Origin of the sequence: Fibrivirga algicola (assembly GCF_011742925.1) — a bacterium.
GTDB lineage: Bacteria > Bacteroidota > Bacteroidia > Cytophagales > Spirosomataceae > Fibrella > Fibrella algicola.
In genome coordinates this window covers 110,831-128,877 of the sequence record NZ_WAEL01000010.1, presented here as the reverse complement: position 1 = coordinate 128,877, position 18,047 = coordinate 110,831, and the positions used below count along the sequence as shown (strand labels likewise).

Annotated in this window: 16 protein-coding genes; 7 read left to right on the top strand and 9 right to left on the bottom strand. The window is 53.8% G+C overall.

Annotated elements, in window-relative coordinates:
• The first annotated feature begins 214 nt into the window (after positions 1-214).
• The 5 genes from miaB to secG all read left to right on the top strand — a co-directional run bounded on the left by miaB (position 215) and on the right by secG (position 5,055).
• On the top strand, positions 215-1,633 hold the full coding sequence (miaB, locus tag F7231_RS23125; protein WP_166693719.1) for a tRNA (N6-isopentenyl adenosine(37)-C2)-methylthiotransferase MiaB: 1,419 nt from the start codon (positions 215-217) through the stop codon (positions 1,631-1,633).
• A gap of 87 nt (positions 1,634-1,720) precedes the next feature.
• On the top strand, positions 1,721-3,115 hold the full coding sequence (locus F7231_RS23120) for a sigma-54 interaction domain-containing protein (RefSeq protein ID WP_166693718.1): 1,395 nt from the start codon (positions 1,721-1,723) through the stop codon (positions 3,113-3,115).
• Positions 3,096-3,677 carry an LPS assembly lipoprotein LptE gene (gene lptE, locus F7231_RS23115; protein WP_085412588.1) on the top strand — a complete coding sequence of 194 codons (582 nt, stop codon included), beginning with the start codon at positions 3,096-3,098 and terminating at the stop codon, positions 3,675-3,677. The genes F7231_RS23120 and lptE overlap by 20 nt, the downstream gene beginning before the upstream one ends.
• 85 nt (positions 3,678-3,762) lie before the next feature.
• The gene (locus F7231_RS23110) at positions 3,763-4,623 is read left to right on the top strand and encodes a DUF8458 domain-containing protein (protein WP_085412587.1); all 861 of its coding nucleotides are present in this window, start codon (positions 3,763-3,765) and stop codon (positions 4,621-4,623) included.
• Positions 4,624-4,665: 42 nt separating this feature from the next.
• Complete coding sequence (secG, locus tag F7231_RS23105; RefSeq protein ID WP_166693717.1) at positions 4,666-5,055, top strand: preprotein translocase subunit SecG; 390 nt, start codon at positions 4,666-4,668, stop codon at positions 5,053-5,055.
• Between the two features lie 77 nt (positions 5,056-5,132).
• Here the strand turns inward: secG and F7231_RS23100 are convergent, their stop codons facing one another.
• From F7231_RS23100 to F7231_RS23060, 9 genes are all read right to left on the bottom strand, one after another.
• Positions 5,133-6,053 (bottom strand): AEC family transporter, encoded by a 921-nt coding sequence (locus F7231_RS23100; RefSeq protein ID WP_085412585.1) that lies wholly within the window; start codon positions 6,051-6,053, stop codon positions 5,133-5,135.
• Between the two features lie 193 nt (positions 6,054-6,246).
• On the bottom strand, positions 6,247-6,963 hold the full coding sequence (locus tag F7231_RS23095) for an ABC transporter ATP-binding protein (RefSeq protein WP_085412584.1): 717 nt from the start codon (positions 6,961-6,963) through the stop codon (positions 6,247-6,249).
• A 54-nt stretch (positions 6,964-7,017) separates the two neighbouring features.
• On the bottom strand, positions 7,018-7,524 hold the full coding sequence (locus F7231_RS23090) for a hypothetical protein (RefSeq protein ID WP_085412583.1): 507 nt from the start codon (positions 7,522-7,524) through the stop codon (positions 7,018-7,020).
• A gap of 33 nt (positions 7,525-7,557) precedes the next feature.
• Positions 7,558-10,566 carry a tetratricopeptide repeat protein gene (locus tag F7231_RS23085; RefSeq protein ID WP_166693716.1) on the bottom strand — a complete coding sequence of 1,003 codons (3,009 nt, stop codon included), beginning with the start codon at positions 10,564-10,566 and terminating at the stop codon, positions 7,558-7,560.
• 81 nt (positions 10,567-10,647) lie between these two features.
• Positions 10,648-12,921 carry a sensor histidine kinase gene (locus F7231_RS23080; RefSeq protein WP_229370274.1) on the bottom strand — a complete coding sequence of 758 codons (2,274 nt, stop codon included), beginning with the start codon at positions 12,919-12,921 and terminating at the stop codon, positions 10,648-10,650.
• A gap of 17 nt (positions 12,922-12,938) precedes the next feature.
• Positions 12,939-14,114, bottom strand: coding sequence for a serine hydrolase domain-containing protein (locus F7231_RS23075; protein WP_085415120.1), 1,176 nt, complete (start codon positions 14,112-14,114; stop codon positions 12,939-12,941).
• Positions 14,115-14,276: 162 nt separating this feature from the next.
• On the bottom strand, positions 14,277-14,870 hold the full coding sequence (locus tag F7231_RS23070; RefSeq protein WP_085412580.1) for a TetR/AcrR family transcriptional regulator: 594 nt from the start codon (positions 14,868-14,870) through the stop codon (positions 14,277-14,279).
• A gap of 161 nt (positions 14,871-15,031) precedes the next feature.
• Positions 15,032-15,805, bottom strand: a complete 774-nt coding sequence (locus F7231_RS23065) for an SAM-dependent methyltransferase (protein ID WP_166693715.1) — start codon at positions 15,803-15,805, stop codon at positions 15,032-15,034.
• A gap of 74 nt (positions 15,806-15,879) precedes the next feature.
• Complete coding sequence (locus tag F7231_RS23060) at positions 15,880-16,341, bottom strand: redoxin domain-containing protein (RefSeq protein WP_166693714.1); 462 nt, start codon at positions 16,339-16,341, stop codon at positions 15,880-15,882.
• Positions 16,342-16,563: 222 nt separating this feature from the next.
• Between F7231_RS23060 and F7231_RS23055 the strand changes: the two genes are divergently transcribed.
• On the top strand, positions 16,564-17,484 hold the full coding sequence (locus F7231_RS23055) for an ROK family protein (RefSeq protein WP_085412578.1): 921 nt from the start codon (positions 16,564-16,566) through the stop codon (positions 17,482-17,484).
• Between the two features lie 108 nt (positions 17,485-17,592).
• A complete protein-coding gene (locus tag F7231_RS23050; RefSeq protein ID WP_166693713.1) occupies positions 17,593-18,045 on the top strand; it encodes a DUF8479 domain-containing protein in 453 nt (150 codons plus the stop codon).
• Positions 18,046-18,047 lie beyond the last annotated feature (2 nt).

Genomic DNA, 18,047 nt, shown 5'->3' with positions numbered 1-18,047 from the left:
GTAAGTTGCTTGCAAGTTTACAGTATTAAAAAAGTGTACATAAATCTTCTTTTCGTATATAACTACTATACCTATAGAATTCATTATTTGCATTTTTTTAACGCGATCCACCACTGACCAACCTGACAATCTGTCAGCCAAGTCGGCGTAATCTTTGTACCTTTGTCCTACTGATCAAGACCAACCAGGGCTTACCCTGTCTGTATACTATACCATGGAACGCATTGCTGAATTAACGATCCTGTCGACTGAAGATAAAGAAGCGGTTGACCTGCCCCGCACCTCAGTTGATGAACTCGTAGACGGAAAAAAGCGGCTGTATATCGAGAGCTATGGCTGCCAGATGAATTTCTCTGATTCCGAGATTGTGGCCGCCGTGATGCGGAATGCGGGATTTGCTACCACTTCCTCGGCCGAAGACGCCGATCTTATCTTCCTGAATACCTGCGCCATCCGCGACAACGCCGAACAGAAGGTCAGGCACCGGTTGAAGCAACTCAACACTTATAAAAAGAAGAAGCCAGAGTTGCTCGTCGGTATGCTGGGCTGCATGGCCGAGCGGCTGAAAACCAATCTGTTGGAGGAAGAGCAAATTGTTGACATTGTGGCGGGCCCCGATGCCTATCGCGATATTCCGAAACTGGTTGAAGAAGCCGAAAGCGGGCAGAAAGCCGTCAACGTATTCCTCTCGCGCGAAGAGACCTACGCCGACATTGCGCCCATCCGGCTAAACTCAAACGGCATCACTGCCCTCATCTCCATCATGCGGGGGTGCGACAATATGTGCAGCTTTTGCGTAGTGCCGTTCACCCGTGGTCGCGAACGCAGCCGCGATGCCGACAGCATTGTTCGGGAAGCCAAACAGCTTTTTGCCGACGGGTACAAAGAAGTGACGCTGCTTGGCCAGAACGTGGATTCGTATAAGTGGCGATCTGCCAATGCGGAAAGTGTCACCTTCGCCGAATTGCTGGCCCGCGTTGCCAGTATTCATCCCGATCTTCGGGTACGTTTCTCTACCTCGCATCCGAAAGACATTACCGACGATGTGCTGCACACCATTGCCCGTTTCGACAACATCTGCAAGTACGTTCACCTGCCGGCCCAGAGCGGTAACAGCCGAATTCTGGAGCTGATGAACCGAACATATGACCGGGAATGGTACATGCAAAAGATTGCTCGTATCCGGGCTATTCTGGGTGAGGACTGCGGCATCTCGCACGATATGATCTCGGGCTTTTGCTCAGAAACCGAAGCAGAACATCAGGACACGCTCTCGCTGATGGAATACGCCCGCTACGACTATGGGTACATGTTTGCCTATTCGGAGCGGCCGGGTACACTGGCGGCCAAAAAATACAAGGACGACGTACCTGAGGACGTGAAGAAACGCCGCCTCAACGAGATCATTGCTCTACAGCAGCGCCTGTCGCTGGAACGGAATCAGCGGCATATCGGTCAGATACACCGTGTATTGGCCGAAGGCCCCTCGAAACGGTCAGATGCAGATTTGTCGGGCCGGAACGACCAGAACAAAGTGGTTGTGTTTCCGAAGGGTACGTACCAGCAAGGTGATTATGTGAACGTGCTGATCACCGAATGTTCCTCAGCCACGCTGATTGGAACGGTGGTATAGCTTTATAGTCCGTTGTTTTCCCTGGGCTGCTGCATCGTAGGCAGCGTAACGGAACAGAGAGGCAGCGGGCTGAAAAACTTCTTTTTAATGAATCTACAGGAAATTCAGGCTGCTAAAAACCGGTTCGGCATCATTGGCAACGCGGCCGCGCTGAACTACGCCATCAGCGTGGCAACGCAGGTAGCCGCCACCGACCTGACGGTGCTTATAACGGGCGAAAGCGGGAGTGGAAAAGAGTCTTTTTCAAAGATCATCCACAGCCTCAGCGCCCGGAAACACGGCCAGTTTATTGCCATCAACTGCGGCGCTATTCCCGAAGGCACCATCGACTCAGAGCTGTTTGGCCACGAAAAAGGCTCATTCACGGGGGCTGTAGATCAGCGGAAAGGGTATTTTGAAACCACTAATGGTGGTACCATCTTCCTGGATGAAATTGGGGAGATGCCTCTCGGTACCCAGGCCCGGTTGCTGCGTGTACTGGAAAACGGCGAATTTATCCGGGTTGGCTCCTCAAAGGTGCAGAAGACCGACGTACGGGTCGTGGCCGCCACTAACGTAAATCTGCTGGCAGCCGTTGAGAAGGGCCGCTTCCGCGAAGACCTGTACTACCGCCTTAACACCGTTCCGATTTTTGTGCCGCCCCTGCGCGAACGGGGTACCGACATCGACCTGCTTTTCCGCAAGTTCACCACCGACTTTGCCGAGCGCTACCGGATTAAACCCATCCAACTGACCGACGACGCCAAACGGTTGTTGCTTAATTACCCATTTCCGGGCAACATCCGGCAGTTGAAGAATTTTGCCGAACAGATTTCCATCCTCGAATCGGAGCAGAATAAACCCATCGACGCCGAGGTGCTGGGCAAGTACCTGCCCCGTCCCAAACTACCGGGTACGTCGACAATGGCCCTGACCGCGTCAGGGAACGGCCCCGCCGATTCGTTCTCGGAGCGCGAACTGCTCTATAAAGTACTGTTCGACATGCGCCGCGATATGAACGATTTGAAGAAACTCGTCCGTGACGTGTTGAGCAATGAAGCCTACGGGCCGCAGGTGCTCAACAACCACCGCGACCTGTTTGAGTCTGTAGGCGGCGAAGGCACCAGCGATTATGCCGATGCGGTATCGCGCGAGCCCAACTACGCCCGGCTCCTCCCCGATGGCAGCACACCACGCCCGGTTACAACCCCGGTTTACGACCCCAGCCCTGTGCGACGCAACGACGGCGGTAACGATTACAGTCATCCACCCGTGCAGGTCTACGACGACACCGATGGCGATATAAACGAAGCTACGGTTGAGGATGTCAGCCACGAAACGGAGGAAGACGATTCACTGTCGTTGGAAAAGAAAGAAAAAGAGATGATTGTGAAGGCCCTTCGCCGCAACAACAACAAGCGCAAATACGCCGCTCAGGCACTCGGCATCTCAGAACGCACGTTATACCGAAAAATCAAGCAGTATGAGATTGACGAAGAATAATCAGGTAACAAGGCCCAATGATCAGTCATCAATTCCGGCTGGCCGGTTGCCCGCTGCTGCCCGGCTGGTAACTGGACTGATCCTGGTTGTTTGTTCATTACTTTTTGAAAGCTGCGGCGTGTATTCCTTCTCCGGAACGACACTTTCGCCGGACATCAAGACTGTTACGATCAATAATTTCACCCTGCAAACGGCGGGTGGGCCAGCAAACCTGCCATTGACACTGACCGAGCGGTTGAAGGAATACTACCAGCGCTACACCAACCTGAAGGTGATTCCCACGGGAGGCGATATGGCGCTGGAAGGTACAGTGACAGGCTATGATCTGATTGCAGTTGCTCCGACCGCCAATGACCAGGCTGGTCTCAACCGGCTTCAGATCACCATCCAGGTACGTTTCACCAACACCAAAGACGACACTAAGAGCTTCGATCAGTCGTTTTCGTTTTACAAGGATTTTCCGCAGAACCAGACCCTGAGCCAGAATGAAGGGCAGCTTGTGCCGGCCATCCTCGATCAACTCGTACTCGATGTATTCAACAAAACAGCTGCCGATTGGTAACCGGCTGTAAGGAAGCGGTTAGTGGCTGTGAAAACTGACCAGTTCTTTGTAGATTCGCCAATCCCTCTGACACCAAGCCTCGTTCATGCCGCCAATTGATAAAGAAACGTTTTCGTATTGGGTAACCCATCCCAATGACCTGACCGCCGCTGATTTTCAGCAGTTGCAGGATAGCCTGGCGGAGTACCCTTATTGCCAGGCCCTGTATACCCTGACGGCCAAGGCAGCGTCTATGCACCAGAAGGGAAACACCGTTCCGTTTGTGCGGCAGGCTGCTGCCCATGCGCTGAGCCGCAACGCCCTGCGCAAGCTGATCGATAATGAATTCCAGTGGTCAGACAACCTGTTGCTGAAACTGAATGAGCTGGCTTCGAGGCAGGTGCCCATTCCGGATGACTATCAGCACGAAAGCTATGCACTTTACCGCAACAAGCCGGGCGTAGCAGGCAGCATGCCCATGTCGCTGCTGTCTATTCCAAAGCTGGCTTTCACTAATCCCGATTCATTTGCCCTGGCCGATTCAACGCCCCCCGTTGACGATCCTACGCTGGCCGAAGAAGCCATTCACGCGGAGCTTGCCCTTGAAGAGCAGGTAAACGCCGAAGAATCAGTAACGGCCGATCGGCAACGCCTGATGGACGAAGAGCGGAAGCGGCAGCTGGAGATTATTGAAAATTTTATCCGCAACGAGCCACGCATTGCCCCCGTTCGCGGTCGGCTGGGCGAACCCGCAGAACAGGAAGATTTGGCCCTCCGTAGCCAGCCTGCGCCGATAACCGGCGGGTTAGTAACCGAAAGTTTTGCCAAGATTTTATGCAAACAGGGTAAGTACAGCAAAGCAATAGAGATTTACGAGAAGCTGGCCTTGAAAAACCCGGATAAATCTGCGTACTTTGCGGCCAAAATCAGTGAAATAAAAGAGGCACAACCCATTGCCGATAGCTGAGAAAGACATTACCACTGTATAGTAAACGTATTCACCAAGTTCATGGTAACCACAATTATTGTTCTCATTTGTATCCTGACCGTTCTGTTGATTCTGGTCGTTTTGATTCAGAATTCAAAAGGCGGCGGCCTATCGGGTGAACTCGGTGGCCTCGGCTCTAACCAGTTGATGGGCGTTAAAAAAACCACCGACGTTGTTGAGCAAATCACCTGGGGCCTCGGCATCGGTGTAATGGTACTGGTTCTGTCAACCTACGCACTCGTTGACAAAACAGGTGCTGGTTTGATCAACAGTGCCAACGTTGAGCGTGCAGCCACTCGCGCCCTGCCAGGTTCAGCTACTGCGCCGGCCCAGAACCGCCCTGCCCCTGCTCAGGCGCCAGCACCTGGTGCGGCTGCCCCCGGCAATTCAGCGTCGGCCCTGCGCCCCTAGCCTACCGAATTTACTTTCCATGACGAACCCCGCCGGACACATCTGGCGGGGTTTGTTGTTTTGAGACCGCTCTCTGCTCAAGCAAGCCCCAGCCAGTAAACCAGTAGCCAGAGAAGGCCGAAGCTGATTACCAGCGACAGATTCACCAACGTACCTGCCACCCGCGAATCGAAATTGAACTCATCGGAGAATGGCAATACCGTCATTCCGATCGGCAGCAGAATACAGACTGTCAGCGTAGTACGGAGTAGCGTAGGGGCAGGCAACACCGCGTATAGCAACGCGATGGCCACCAGGCCACCCGCGTACCGTAGCGCCAGTAACCTCAGGATGGCCGCTTGTTGCGTTTTTTCTAACCGGAAACTGAGATAGATACCTAACAGGAGCAACACCAGCGATTTGTTTGCTTTCGCCAGCGTATCGAGCATGTCGAACAGCACCGGCGGCAGGTCAAGCGAGAGCAAGTTAAGCGTCAGGCCCACCAGCATACCAAGCATAGGCGGCAAACGCAGCACCCGCCTGATCGTGGCCAGCACGGGTGGACGCTGCGATCCCCCCGAGGCGAAATAGTACCCCACGGGATAAACGATACCAAAAATTACCAGCGTATTGCCGATGTCGTACAGAACCGCATACACCAGCGCATCGCGGCCCCAAATACCCTCGACAATTGGAAAGCCAAAGAGGCCGATGTTAAAGGCACCGATTCCCATGGTCAGCACACCGCGCAGCCGAACAGGCCGGTTCGCAAATACAAACCAGGCCAGTAATAGCAACATACTGCCCAATGCAATACTGACGAACGGAATGGCAGCCAGACTGGAGGTGAGGGGTACGTGCAGCGTCGACACCACCATCAGCGCTGGAAACGTGGTGTGCATCAATATCCGCGACAGCACTTTACCATCCTGCTCACTGACGACGCCCCACTGCTTGAGGGAAAAGCCCAAGCCAACAATGCATAACGTAACTAAAAAAACAAGATTAGCCTGATCCATGCGGGTGTTTAGTGGTGAGTACTGTATTGCTGGCGCGTACTGTCCTGCTTTCGCCAGGCCTTTCGGCTAGGCGTCCCGAAAGTAGAACAATCGAGTCGAACAGACAGATAAGTAGCCCAAAAACGCAGACATCCCGCCTGACGCGTCAGGCGGGATGTTGTATGCACTCGTGTATATCGTATCTGGAACGTACCTAGACCTGCATGAACGCTTTGGCCTTGCGGATATTCTGGTTTGCCCGGTCAGTTTCAATCAACCCATCGCGCAGGCGGATAATGCGGTGGGCATACTCGGCAATGTCCTCTTCGTGCGTGACCATGATCACGGTATTACCCTTACTGTGAATCTGGTCGAACAGGTCCATGATCTCGTACGACGTCTTGGAATCGAGGTTACCCGTTGGTTCATCAGCCAGCAGAATACTGGGGTCGTTCACCAGGGCACGTGCTACGGCTACCCGCTGCCGTTGTCCACCCGACAGTTCGTTGGGACGGTGCCCGGCGCGGTTTTCAAGGCCCACGTTCTTTAGGGCAAGCATCGCCTTTTCGGTGCGGTCAGCTTTGTTGAAACCAGCGTAAATCAGTGGCAAGGCTACGTTCTCAAGCGATGTTTGGCGGGGCAACAGGTTGAACGTCTGGAACACGAAACCAATCTCTTTATTACGTACCTCGGCCAGCGCATTTTCGGTCATGTTACTTACATCCTGATTATTCAGAATGTAACGCCCCGACGTTGGCGAATCCAAACAGCCTACAATATTCATGAGCGTTGATTTGCCAGACCCGGATGGACCCATGAAGGCAACATACTCTCCTTTCTGCACTGCAATGGTGATCGATTTTAAGGCGTCGATCACCTCACTGCCCATGATGTATCGCTTGGCTACTTCGCTGGTTTCAATAATATTCATGGTACCGTCTAATTGTCTGGAGTGGTATGTAGTTCCGAAGTATGGTGCTGCGATCTACGCCGCTGCAGCAGCGGCCCGCCGCCGGCGCTGAAAGTAGTTGCGGATAAATAAGCCCGCCAGCACAACAATATCAGCTTCCGGTGAAGGCAGGTCAACGCGGATATCGCCGTGATCGGCCAGGAATTTTCGGGTGAGGGTATAACTAACAACTTCCTGATCATCCGCATCCGTGGCACCTTCCCGAATCATTTCCCACTCACGCATCAGCACGTTGTGGCGCTTCCAGGTATAGACCGTTCCATTTTCGAGAGTCAGTTCAGCGCGTTTACCGAAGTGGAACGTAAGCGTACCAATAATGCGGTCACCCGCCTTCAGATCGTGCACATTGACTGAGTGAATCAGGAAGCCACGCACGTCGAAGCGAAGCTGTACGTCGTGAAGCGATGCGTCAACGTCGCGCTCGAAAACAGCCCGATGAAGTCGGCCCACCTCTGCCCCGTTCTCCATAAGATGAACTTCGCGACTGAAAGCTTCTTTAATCCAGTTTAGTTTGGTGGACATATGCGGTGATTTAGGAACTCAGGCTAAATTACGTCACTGCGCAAATGCATTTCTGGCGTTTTCGATAGCCGATACTTTTTGCTGATAGGCTACGTCAAACGCCTGATAGTCGGCGGGTGAATCGGCAACCTGCAACATCACCATGCCTTCTTCAGCGTAATCGAATAAACTTTGGTCGAGGCATAGTAACACATAACTCTTCAGCAGAGCGGGGTTTGTTTCGTTGAAGGGTAATGCACGACGGACTGCTTCGTAAGCCGGTTTCACCAACTTTTGCGAGCGCATAAACTGGGCCGCTTCAGCCACCAGCTGCCCCTGTGCCGGGGCCAGTTGAATGGCCTGCTCATAGGCCTTTCGGGCATCGGTGGGTCGTTTCGCGGCGGCAAAGGCACTGCCAAGCAGTCCGGCGACCATGGCCCGGTGCGCTGGAACAAAAAAGGCTTTCGCCAGCGAATCCGTAGCGGCAGCTTTCTTCCGGAACGACGCGATCTTCACCGCCGACAGATTTTCTGTTGACCGGGCAAAGGGTGTCAATTCGGCTGGTTTGCCCAATTGGCTCAGAATCATCTGGGCGTAAAAGTACTGGCGAGTTGCCAGGTAATCGTCGATCAGGCTAGCACCGGAAACAGTTTTTAAGCTGGCATCACCAATCGTTTCCCAGGTACGTCCCCGGTTAGCATCGTCGATACGGTACGTAACGTAAAACGACTTTTCCAGATCGGTTACGGGTTCCTTTTCAGCGTACAAAACCTGCTGAATGCCCCGTAGCGAACTATCTTGCCGAACTGCCATGCCCCACAATGGATGAGCCGTAGCCTGGTCGCCAGCTTTGGTCAACGCCACAGCCCGGTAAAAGGCTGACAGCGTATCGGTATTCGGCGCCAGTGTTTCGGCGGCCAGTTTATACAATCCCTGTTCGGTCTGCAACAAGCCAAGCGTTGTGCGGTAAACCGACGCGCGCTTTGGGTCGTTGATCGCCAACTGATTCAGCAGGTCGAACGCTTCGGGGTGTTGATTGGCCCGGTAACGGCCCACGGCTACCGCCAGCAACAGGTCATCCACCAACTCCTGATTGGCCGGATTGAGCGCCGCCTGCTGAAGTCGGTTCAGTAGCGTGCTATCGGGATTGGACGCCACAAAAGCGTAGTTGTACAACGAGGCGAACTGGCCGGCATCGAGCGCAGGATCGGGCGCGGCAGAAGCCAGCCAGCCGGGTGCATCGGGTGCTGTTGTATCACGCGGCGACAGGAGTCGCAAGGCCAGTTTGTTAGCCGCAAACGCCGGATCATCGCGCGTTTCCACCTGATCGATCAGAGCCGAGTCGGCTGCTACTACCTCCGGGTTTCGGGCATACAAGCCAAGCAGATTCGCCAACGGAACCTCATCCCGGCGGGTGTGGGCCACAGCCGACTGCGAATAATAATAAGCTGAATCGGCAATAGCCGTTTTGCCGTACAGATAGCCCAGGTTCGTTCGTAATTCGCCGCTATTGGGGAAGGTCTGGATACCCCGTTGCAACGTCTTGATCGATTCGAAAAACAGGTTCGTTTGCCGGTAGGTATCGCTCAGTCCCACAAACGCCTGGGGAGAGGGCTGTTTCAGGAGGGCTTTCGAGAAAAACAGTGCGGCGGTCGTCTGGTCGTTGCGGCCAAGCGCGATAGATGCCAGCGCATAATTGGCTTTGTGCTGCTGAAACTCTTCGGCTACCGATTCCTGATAATATGTCTGTGCCAGTTCGGTCTGGTTTTCGGCCAGGTAGGCGTCGCCCAACGCCGATAGCGTAGCGGCGTAGCCCTGCCGCACGGTGAAGTAGTTGCCGCCTCCTACCATTCCGACTACAGCTACCAGACCAGCCAGCCTGAACAGGGGCAGATCGGCAACACGGGCCTTATATACAACCCGATGAACAGGTAATTGCTGCTGATAGATGGGCCAGAAGTTCAGCACCGTGTAGAGCACAAAGGCCAGCCCCATTCCGAAGTGGGTATATACGATTGCATCTTCAAATACTTCGATCAGCGGGTCGTTGGCAGTGGCAAAAGCATAGGCCATGGTCAGCGTTGCCAGCGCGGCCACACCCAGGTACAGCCCTGCACCCGCCTCGCGAAACGAGAGCAACTCGCGCTGATCGACCAACCGGCGAAATCCCCAGATGCCCAGTACTATGGATACGCCAACGATCAGAAACGGACTGATGGTGAGCACCTCCCAATCGATCACCTTTGTATTCTGCAACCAGATCAGCAGCAGATTAAATAGATACAACAAGCTGATAAACAAAAAATTAAAGATACCGAGTGGCCTCCCCTGACTGGTACCCCGATTTTCGCGTCGGACACTGGTAAGCCAGACCATCCCCGCAATAATTTCGAAGCCGATAAATGCAATGAAGGCAACACTCAGCAAGACCAGGCCCGGCAAGGCATAGCTCAGCAACACCAGCGCCGGGTTGGCTACCGACGTACCCAGCGAAACAGCCACGGCTACAGCGACCATCACCCCCAGAAACGAGAGCAACCGGGTAGTGAAGCCCACATCGGTACGGAAGGCATTGAAGTAGAAGCTGAGCCCCCCGAACAGGCCGGTCAGCACCAGGAACAACCACTTACCCGAACCACCCGGCAACCCCAGCGTTTCGAACCGGCAGACAGCCAGCAAGAGAATAAACGCTCCCATCGCCAGGCGGTAGCGCAGCGTAGGCAGCCTACAGCTACCCGCCAGGGCGAACGCCAGCGCCACACACAGCCCCGCCACGGTAAGCGTAGCCACAAGCGGATACACCCGCATGGGCGAAGCGATAAACTGACCGGCCACCGTCTGTACCTGCCCTTGTATTGGGTACGTGAGCAGCCCATCAGTGAACTGATACAGGGTAGCAGGCAGGCCAACGAGCTCATTGAGGACGTCCCACTGCACCACGTTTTCGAGTCCGCGATACCCGGCCAGCCCCAACCAGCCAAGTGTTATAGTTACCAGAATAAGTCCGATCACGTACACGACACGCTCAGACTTTGTCCAGATTTTCCAGAATTGTAACGACATAATATACTAACGAAAAACGACCAGTGTGGCCGTATACAGCGCATAGCGTAGTATTGGCCAGCCAAGCCGCAAAATTGGCTCCTAGCAAGGCAACTCTACTATAAACTCGGTGAATTCACCCGATTCAGACACAAAATGCAGGTGGCCGCCATGCCCTTTGGTGATGATGTCATAACTCAGACTAAGGCCCAATCCGGTGCCTTTACCAGTGGGTTTAGTGGTGAAGAACGGCTGAAAAACCTTGCCACGTACCTCATCGGGAATGCCCATGCCGTTGTCGCGAATCCGAATCTGTACCTTATTCCCTACTCGTTCCGTCGTTACGGTTACCGTTGGCTGATACGTACCTAGCTCAGAAACGGCACATTGGGTACGCTCCTGAACGGCATGGAACGCGTTGATAAAGAGGTTCATCAATACCCGGCCCATGTCCTGCGGAATGACAGCGACTGCGGGCAGGTTAAGCGCAAAATGTGTAACAAGACTCACCTCAAACGTTTTCTCCTTGGCCCGGATACCATGATAAGCCAGCCGCATGTACTCATCGGTCAGGGTGTTCAGATCGGTAGATTCACGCTGGCCGGTACTGGCGCGGCTATGTTGCAGCATGCCCCGTACAATACTGGCTGCCCGCTGGCCGTGATGGCTGATTTTAGTGATATTCTGCTTAATGTCGTTGAGAATTTCTTTTTCCAGCTCAGCATCGCGCTCGCCAAGGGGGCGCTCATGTTCCTCGTCCAGTTCGGCAAGCAGCTCAACTGATACGTCGGAAAAGTTATTGACGAAGTTGAGCGGATTCTGAATTTCGTGGGCTACACCGGCCGTCAGTTCACCCAGGCTAGCCAGTTTTTCGCGCTGAATGAGCTGGTCCTGGGTAGTCCGCAGTTCCGTTAATGACTGATCGAGCGCGGTGGTTCGTTCGCTGACAAGTTGTTCGAGGGTTTCGTTCTGCCGGCCGAGTATCTGCTGCTTTTCCTGTTCCTGCGCCACCGTCTGTGCCGATAGGTGCTCTACTTCCTGTAGCTTGTGCTCCAACGACCGAAACGTGCGGGTGTATTCCTGCACCAACGATAACGACAGTCCCACAGGGATACTGAACAGGGAGACAAAAAATAGCAGAAATATGGGCGCTAACACCAGATCAAAGGTGATACCCAACGAGTCTATCTGGCTGGCAATGGCCCCGACTATAGCAACACCCAATACCCCAAGTATGCAAAAAATGGCCAGCTTCAGCGATTTCCAGGGTAGCCGCGCATCGGCTTCTTTACGTTTGCGGCCAATCCAGCTCAGCCGTACGTAATCGATAAACACCAGAATAAACGGAATGCCGTCTGTGTATTCGGGCACCGGCCCAATTATGGCCCGATATACCAGATCAAGCGTTAGCAACCCAACAAGGCTATAGAAAAACCAACCTGCCCGCTTGTTCAGGTATTGGTACACCCCCCACAGAAACAGGGCATTAGATACCCGGAAGGAAATTTTGCCCGTTAACTCCACCAGAGAGTCAAGTGTCAGGTTGGGTGTAATATCACTGAGATAATCACACAGAAAAGAAACCGCAAATGCCAGCATCGCCCAAAACAGGGTACGATTGATACGTTGCGTGCGGTTGGCGCGGAAAAACAGAAAATGAAGCAGGCTCAACGTTCCGAAAATGCCTACGCTCAGAAAATCGACCGATGTTCCAAATTCCTCCGACAGCAGATGATCAGTAGCGACTTCATCGGTTCGCATGATCGAGAACTTGATGGCCGGTTCGCCTAATTCGGCAAAGAAGACCGGGTCTTTCCGGAAGGCATACCGCACAGCCAGCATGTGCAGATTCGTATCTGCGATTGGCAGTGGTATAAATTTCAGTATCCGCTGCGATCCCCCGGAATCAATGCGCGAAGGGATGAGTCGGGTTAATAAACGACCATCAAGGTATATATCTGAACGGCCAAACTGACTAACAACCAGGGCAAGCGATTCGTACTTTATTGGCTTGTTGGATTTCACCAGAAGCCTGAACCAGCCCTTTTCGCGTTCCCAAAGTGCTTTATTACGCCGTATTGCATCACCCGGCAACCCAGCGGCTGTCCAGTGACGATCCATGTAAGCGGGGCTAGCCCACTGAGCGCTGTCGCCCGCCTTGAATCGCCAGTTAGACTTATTCAGATTGACATCCCCCCGCAGCTGAAATGGCTTTCGTCCGTATAATGAGTCACTAGTCTGACGGTTCATCAACGCTACGCTATCGACCTTTGAAGGCACCTTGACCGTCTGTCCGTAAACGAGATCGACTACCAGCAGGAAACAAATAAGTAAACTAGCCCTTACCATACCGACAAGATACAATGCGAAACTCATCGCCAGCTTACCCTGTTTTATTTACCGTTTTCAACGGCAGCCAGCACACGTTTGATCAGTTCATTAGGGCTGCCGTTATGCCAGCGCCACACAATGACCATGTCGTGTTCAGGGTCGATCCAGACAGTATTTGAGCCCGCACCCAAGGCCGCAAAACTCGTCGACGGTGCATCCGGCCAGGGTTTCTTTCCCGATGCAGCATTACCCGTATTCAACCACCACAGGTAGCCGTAATCAGGACCAACCGCGTTGCCGGTAGTAGCCTGCTTTACCCAGTCGGCCGACACGATCTGCCGGTCTTGCCAGCGCCCATTCTGTTCAATCAGGTAGCCGAACCGGGCCAGATCGCGGGCGCTGATTCGCAGGCCACCACCCCACCGGGTTCCTCCGCTTACCGATGGCATCTGCTTTCCATCGACCTCGGCAACGGCCGTTGGGTACGGTATATATTGCCACGTACCTGAGGCACCAATCGGGTTCATGATCTCATCGCGCACAACCTCAGGGAGCGGCTTTTTCCACAGCCTGAGCAGGGACAACGCCATGCGATTAATCCTCACGTCATTGTATTCGTAGAACGTACCTGGCTGTTGCAGCGTACGCGGTTTACGCTCACCCCGCCCGAAGGCTTCCTTACCCACAAAATCGCTGTTTTTACCCCACAGTTCGCCCTGCCACTCGCTGGTTTGCCGCAGGTGCTGTTCCCAGGTTATGGCCCGGTTCTGCTCCGAATCATAGCCGCCGTCGCGGATCAGCTTCGCCACGGGCTGGTTGATATCCGGAATCAGGCCCCGCTCGTGAGAAATCCCAACCAATGTCGACAGTACACTTTTGGCAACGCTGTAGGTTGGGTCAACGGCGCGGGTATCGCCCCACTCGGCCACGATGTAGCCATGCCGCAGAATGAGGCCGTTAGTGGCGGCTCGGCTTGTTGGCATGGGCCCCAACAGCTTACCAAAGATCTCTTCCTGCGTCGAAAAGTCGGGCTTCATCTGAGTTGTCTCCTGGGTTTTGGCAAAGGCCACGGCCGAGTCGAGCAGAGCGGGATTCATGCCTGCCTTTTCCGGGGTCATGCGCGCCCAACTGTCGCCTTTGGGTGGAAAATAAGGCGTCGGCGACGTACCTGGACGGTGGCAGGCAACCGCCAGCGACAGCAGCAGAAAACTGATCAGTAAACGAAATGTATAATGCATTGACGTCATGTATTACTTTTTGTTACAAGCCCTCAGTTGCTAGTTTCCGGCAAACTAATGCTATCAAGAAGAAGCCGCACGCAGCGGAGGCTGGTGCGGCTTCAGTATAAATGAACAAACGGCCAATCGGAACGACAGCCATCGACTGCTTACAACGGTTTACTAGCGAAGGTTTCGAACAAAGCGCCGCATGGTTTCGCGGTAGATCTGTTCGGTAGCCTCCAGCGACTGTTGGTGACGAAGCAACGCTCCGAGCATAATGATGCCATGCGAGGTAGCCCACCACTCGAAATAAAGCCGGCGAATGGCATCGGTCGACTTCGGAATGAAGCTAAATATGATGCGGCACACAATCTCGTTTACAGCCTTAATCTCGTCCGATTCGGCGAGTGGGGCGGTGCAGTTGGCACCTTCCAGGTTATACATCACCTGGTAGAGTTCAACTTGCTGAGTGGCAAACTTCCATTGCACCAACGATATTTCATACAACAGCTTCTCCGGGTCCCGGTATAGTTTCACCAACCGTTCGTACTCAGTACGAAGGTGACGAAACCCCTCGTTACGAATTTCGTCGAGTAGCCGGTCTTTGCTGTCGAAGTAGTCGTATACAACGGGGGCACTGTAGTCTATGGCGTCAGCAATTTTGCGAATCGAGACAGCCTGCCAGCCTTCACGACGGGCAATATCTTTGGCGGTGTGGAGAATACCCGCCCGCGTCTGTTCGCGGGTGCGCTGTTTGCGCTCGACTACTTCCATAATAGGTCAGATTTGTTAACGGTGTTAATCTGGCTGAAAGTTAGCCGTTTATCTGGATTTTTCCAGTTGATAAAAATTATTTATCAACTTTTTGTCATCAGTCTACAATAAACAAGCGTGTCATTTCAGCCGCTTTTTCGCGCAGTATAATTTTCCAGCGTTCAAATAGCGCTTTTCACGGCCAGCAACCAGACGCCTTCGTCACCCACCTGATAGGCATCGCCCTCGACCGTTCCGTAGCAGGCCACCGGCTCAAGGCCGGCCTGGCTGAACAATCCGGCTAGGTCCGCTACCGTGTACACGTAGTATTGGGCTGTTCGGTCAACTACCTCCACGCCCGTTTCGCTTCGTTTGTAATACGTCAGGTGTTGCTCCACACAAGCCGTGAGTGGATCATACTGATTGTCGACCAGCACCTGTATGTCGTCGCCAACGGGTAACCAGGCACGCTCCTGAAAATCGGGCAGGAAACTTTCAGCCACCATACCCGACTGCGCCAGAAAACGGCCGCCCGGCTCCAGCAAATCGGCAATCCGCTGCAGGAAGGTCAGCATCTCGGCGCGGGGGAAAAAGCATAGGCTGTTCCCCAGACAGTAGGCTGCCTGAAACGACGCTGCCTCGCCCAGCGTAGCCGGGTCGACGGTCATGAAGTCGCCTGCCACGACGGTCAGGGCCAGCTTCTTGCGACCCACGGCAGCTTTCAGCTCGGCAATTGATTCATCCGAAATATCGACGCCAACAACCTGCGCGCCCATCTTCGCCAGCGGTAACGCATGCCGACCATAGCCGCAGAACACGTCGAGCACGCGGTCGTCAGGTCCGAATTCGAGTGATTCGACAATCCGTTCGAGTTCGAGCTGCGTCTGCTCATCAGTCTGCGCAGCTTTCCACGCTTCCTGCGGCAAGCCGGTAAAAAAATCAGAATACCAGGACATAAGCGAGCGAGCATAACTAGACAAACGGGGGATTGGCAGCGTCACCATCAGTCACCCGTTCGCCTGGTTATGCCTTAATTTAAAACGGCTTTAACAGCATTAAAATCAGGTACGTTGCCGGCGTTTTCAAGCACCTCAGCGTATTTGATCTGGCCAGCTTCGTCGATCACGAACGCAGCACGCTTGCTAACACCCTTCATGTTCATCACGAAGTTTTCGTATAGGGCACCGTAAGCCTCCGACACGTCTTTGTTAAAATCAGACAGCAACGGGAACGGCAGATTCTGTTCTTCCTTGAACTTCGCCAGGGTAAACGGCGAGTCGACCGAAACGGCCAGAATCTCAGCGTTCAGATTAGTATAGGTGTGCAGGTTGTCGCGCATCTCGCATAATTCGGCGGTACATACGCTGGTGAATGCCATTGGAAAAAATAGCAGCACAACGTTTTTGCCAGCGTAATCGCTGAGTGAAACGGGTTTATTCTCCGATGAAAAAAGCGTGAAAGTGGGGGCAGTCTGCCCGGTTGCTAAGGCCATGTTGACGAATTGGGTGATACGTGTTAGTCTGAAAGCGCAAAGGTAGTTGCAAACAAGGCAACTGCCCGACCCCGTAACCCGGACTTTAATCCGTTTTTTGCCAGACCAGAACAGCCTAAAGCCCGGGTTATGGGATCAGGCGCAAAGGTGTTTGTCGGACTTGTGTATGTTTGCAACCTCATTCCCGAACAGTCTGAAGCTGATTCAGTAGAATTAATCGTTATGCAAACACATTGGGGCATTGACCTTGGCGGTACCAAAATTGAAGGCGTAATCCTCTCGTCGCCCTCACCAGACGCGGTTGTCATTCGCAAACGGATAGACACCGAGGCACATCTGGGCTACGAGCACATTGTCAGTCGCATTAAACTGCTGGTCGACCAGCTAAAGGCGGAAACAGGCTACGTACCTGACCACATCGGCTTTGCCACGCCCGGCACCCTCGACCCGGCAACGCAGACAATGAAGAACTGCAATACCACCTGCCTGAACGGAAAGCCACTCAAACAGGCACTAACCGATCAACTAGGCGTTCGGGTATCGCTGGCCAATGACGCCAACTGCTTTGCCCTGGCCGAGGCTACGCTGGGTGCTGTACCGGGTGTAGTGTCTAATTTTCAAATGATGTTTGGCGTCATTATGGGCACTGGCGTTGGCGGCGGTGTAGTCGTGCGCGGGCTCGATGGTCGGCCGTTCGTCATCAACGGGCTGCACGGCATTGGGGGTGAGTGGGGCCACAACATTCTGGAAGAGAACGGCCATGCCTGCTACTGCGGCAAAAGCGGCTGCAATGAGCAGGTGCTGGCCGGCCCCGCACTGCAACGGTTTTATCTGGAGCAATGCGGTGAAAAACGTACCATGAAAGAGATCGTTGAGCGGCACCGCGCGGGCATCGACCCGGCAGCTTCAGCCACGATGGAGCGCATGCTGGAATACTATGGCCGATCGATCTCCACGCTTATCAACGTGCTCGACCCCGACGTGATCGTTCTCGGCGGCGGTGTAGGCAACATCGACGAGCTGTATACGGAAGGCTACGAACGCATCAAAAAATACATCTTCAACAACGGAGTCGTTAAAACGCCTATCCTCCGCCCTAAGCTCGGCGACAGCGCAGGCGTCTTCGGCGCGGCTATGCTGTAGTGCTGGTTTGCCGTTTGTTGTTTGGGGTTGCTCCGCTAAACCACGAAATGGTCGATCAGCAGCGCAACCACAAACAGCAAACGGCAAACCCAAAACTCCCCTATTCCCATGAAGCCTCTATTAACCTTACTACTCACGACCTTGCTCGCTTGTTCGGGCGAAAAAAAGGCGGAGCAAGCGGCCGGCACCGAGCAATCGGTGACCTACGATCAGGTGGCGGCAGAGTCAGCGGCGGTGATGAACCAGCTGCATACTGCCGCGCGCGAAATCAACAGCGCGTGCCCCGTTCAGATCGATGCCGCCACCCGACTCGATAGCGCACAGGTGCTATCAGAAACGGCCCTGCAATTCAACTACACCCTGACCTCGTCGAGCCGCGATGAGATCGACATGAGGCAACTGGAAGCCAACACCAAACCCGGCCTAATCGAATCGGTGAAGACCAATAGCGCTATGACTGATCTGCGCGATCACAGCATCACGATGGTCTATAATTATCGCGATAAAAACGGCGAGTTTCTGCTGAAGATACCTGTTACACCCGCCGACTACGCCAACTAACT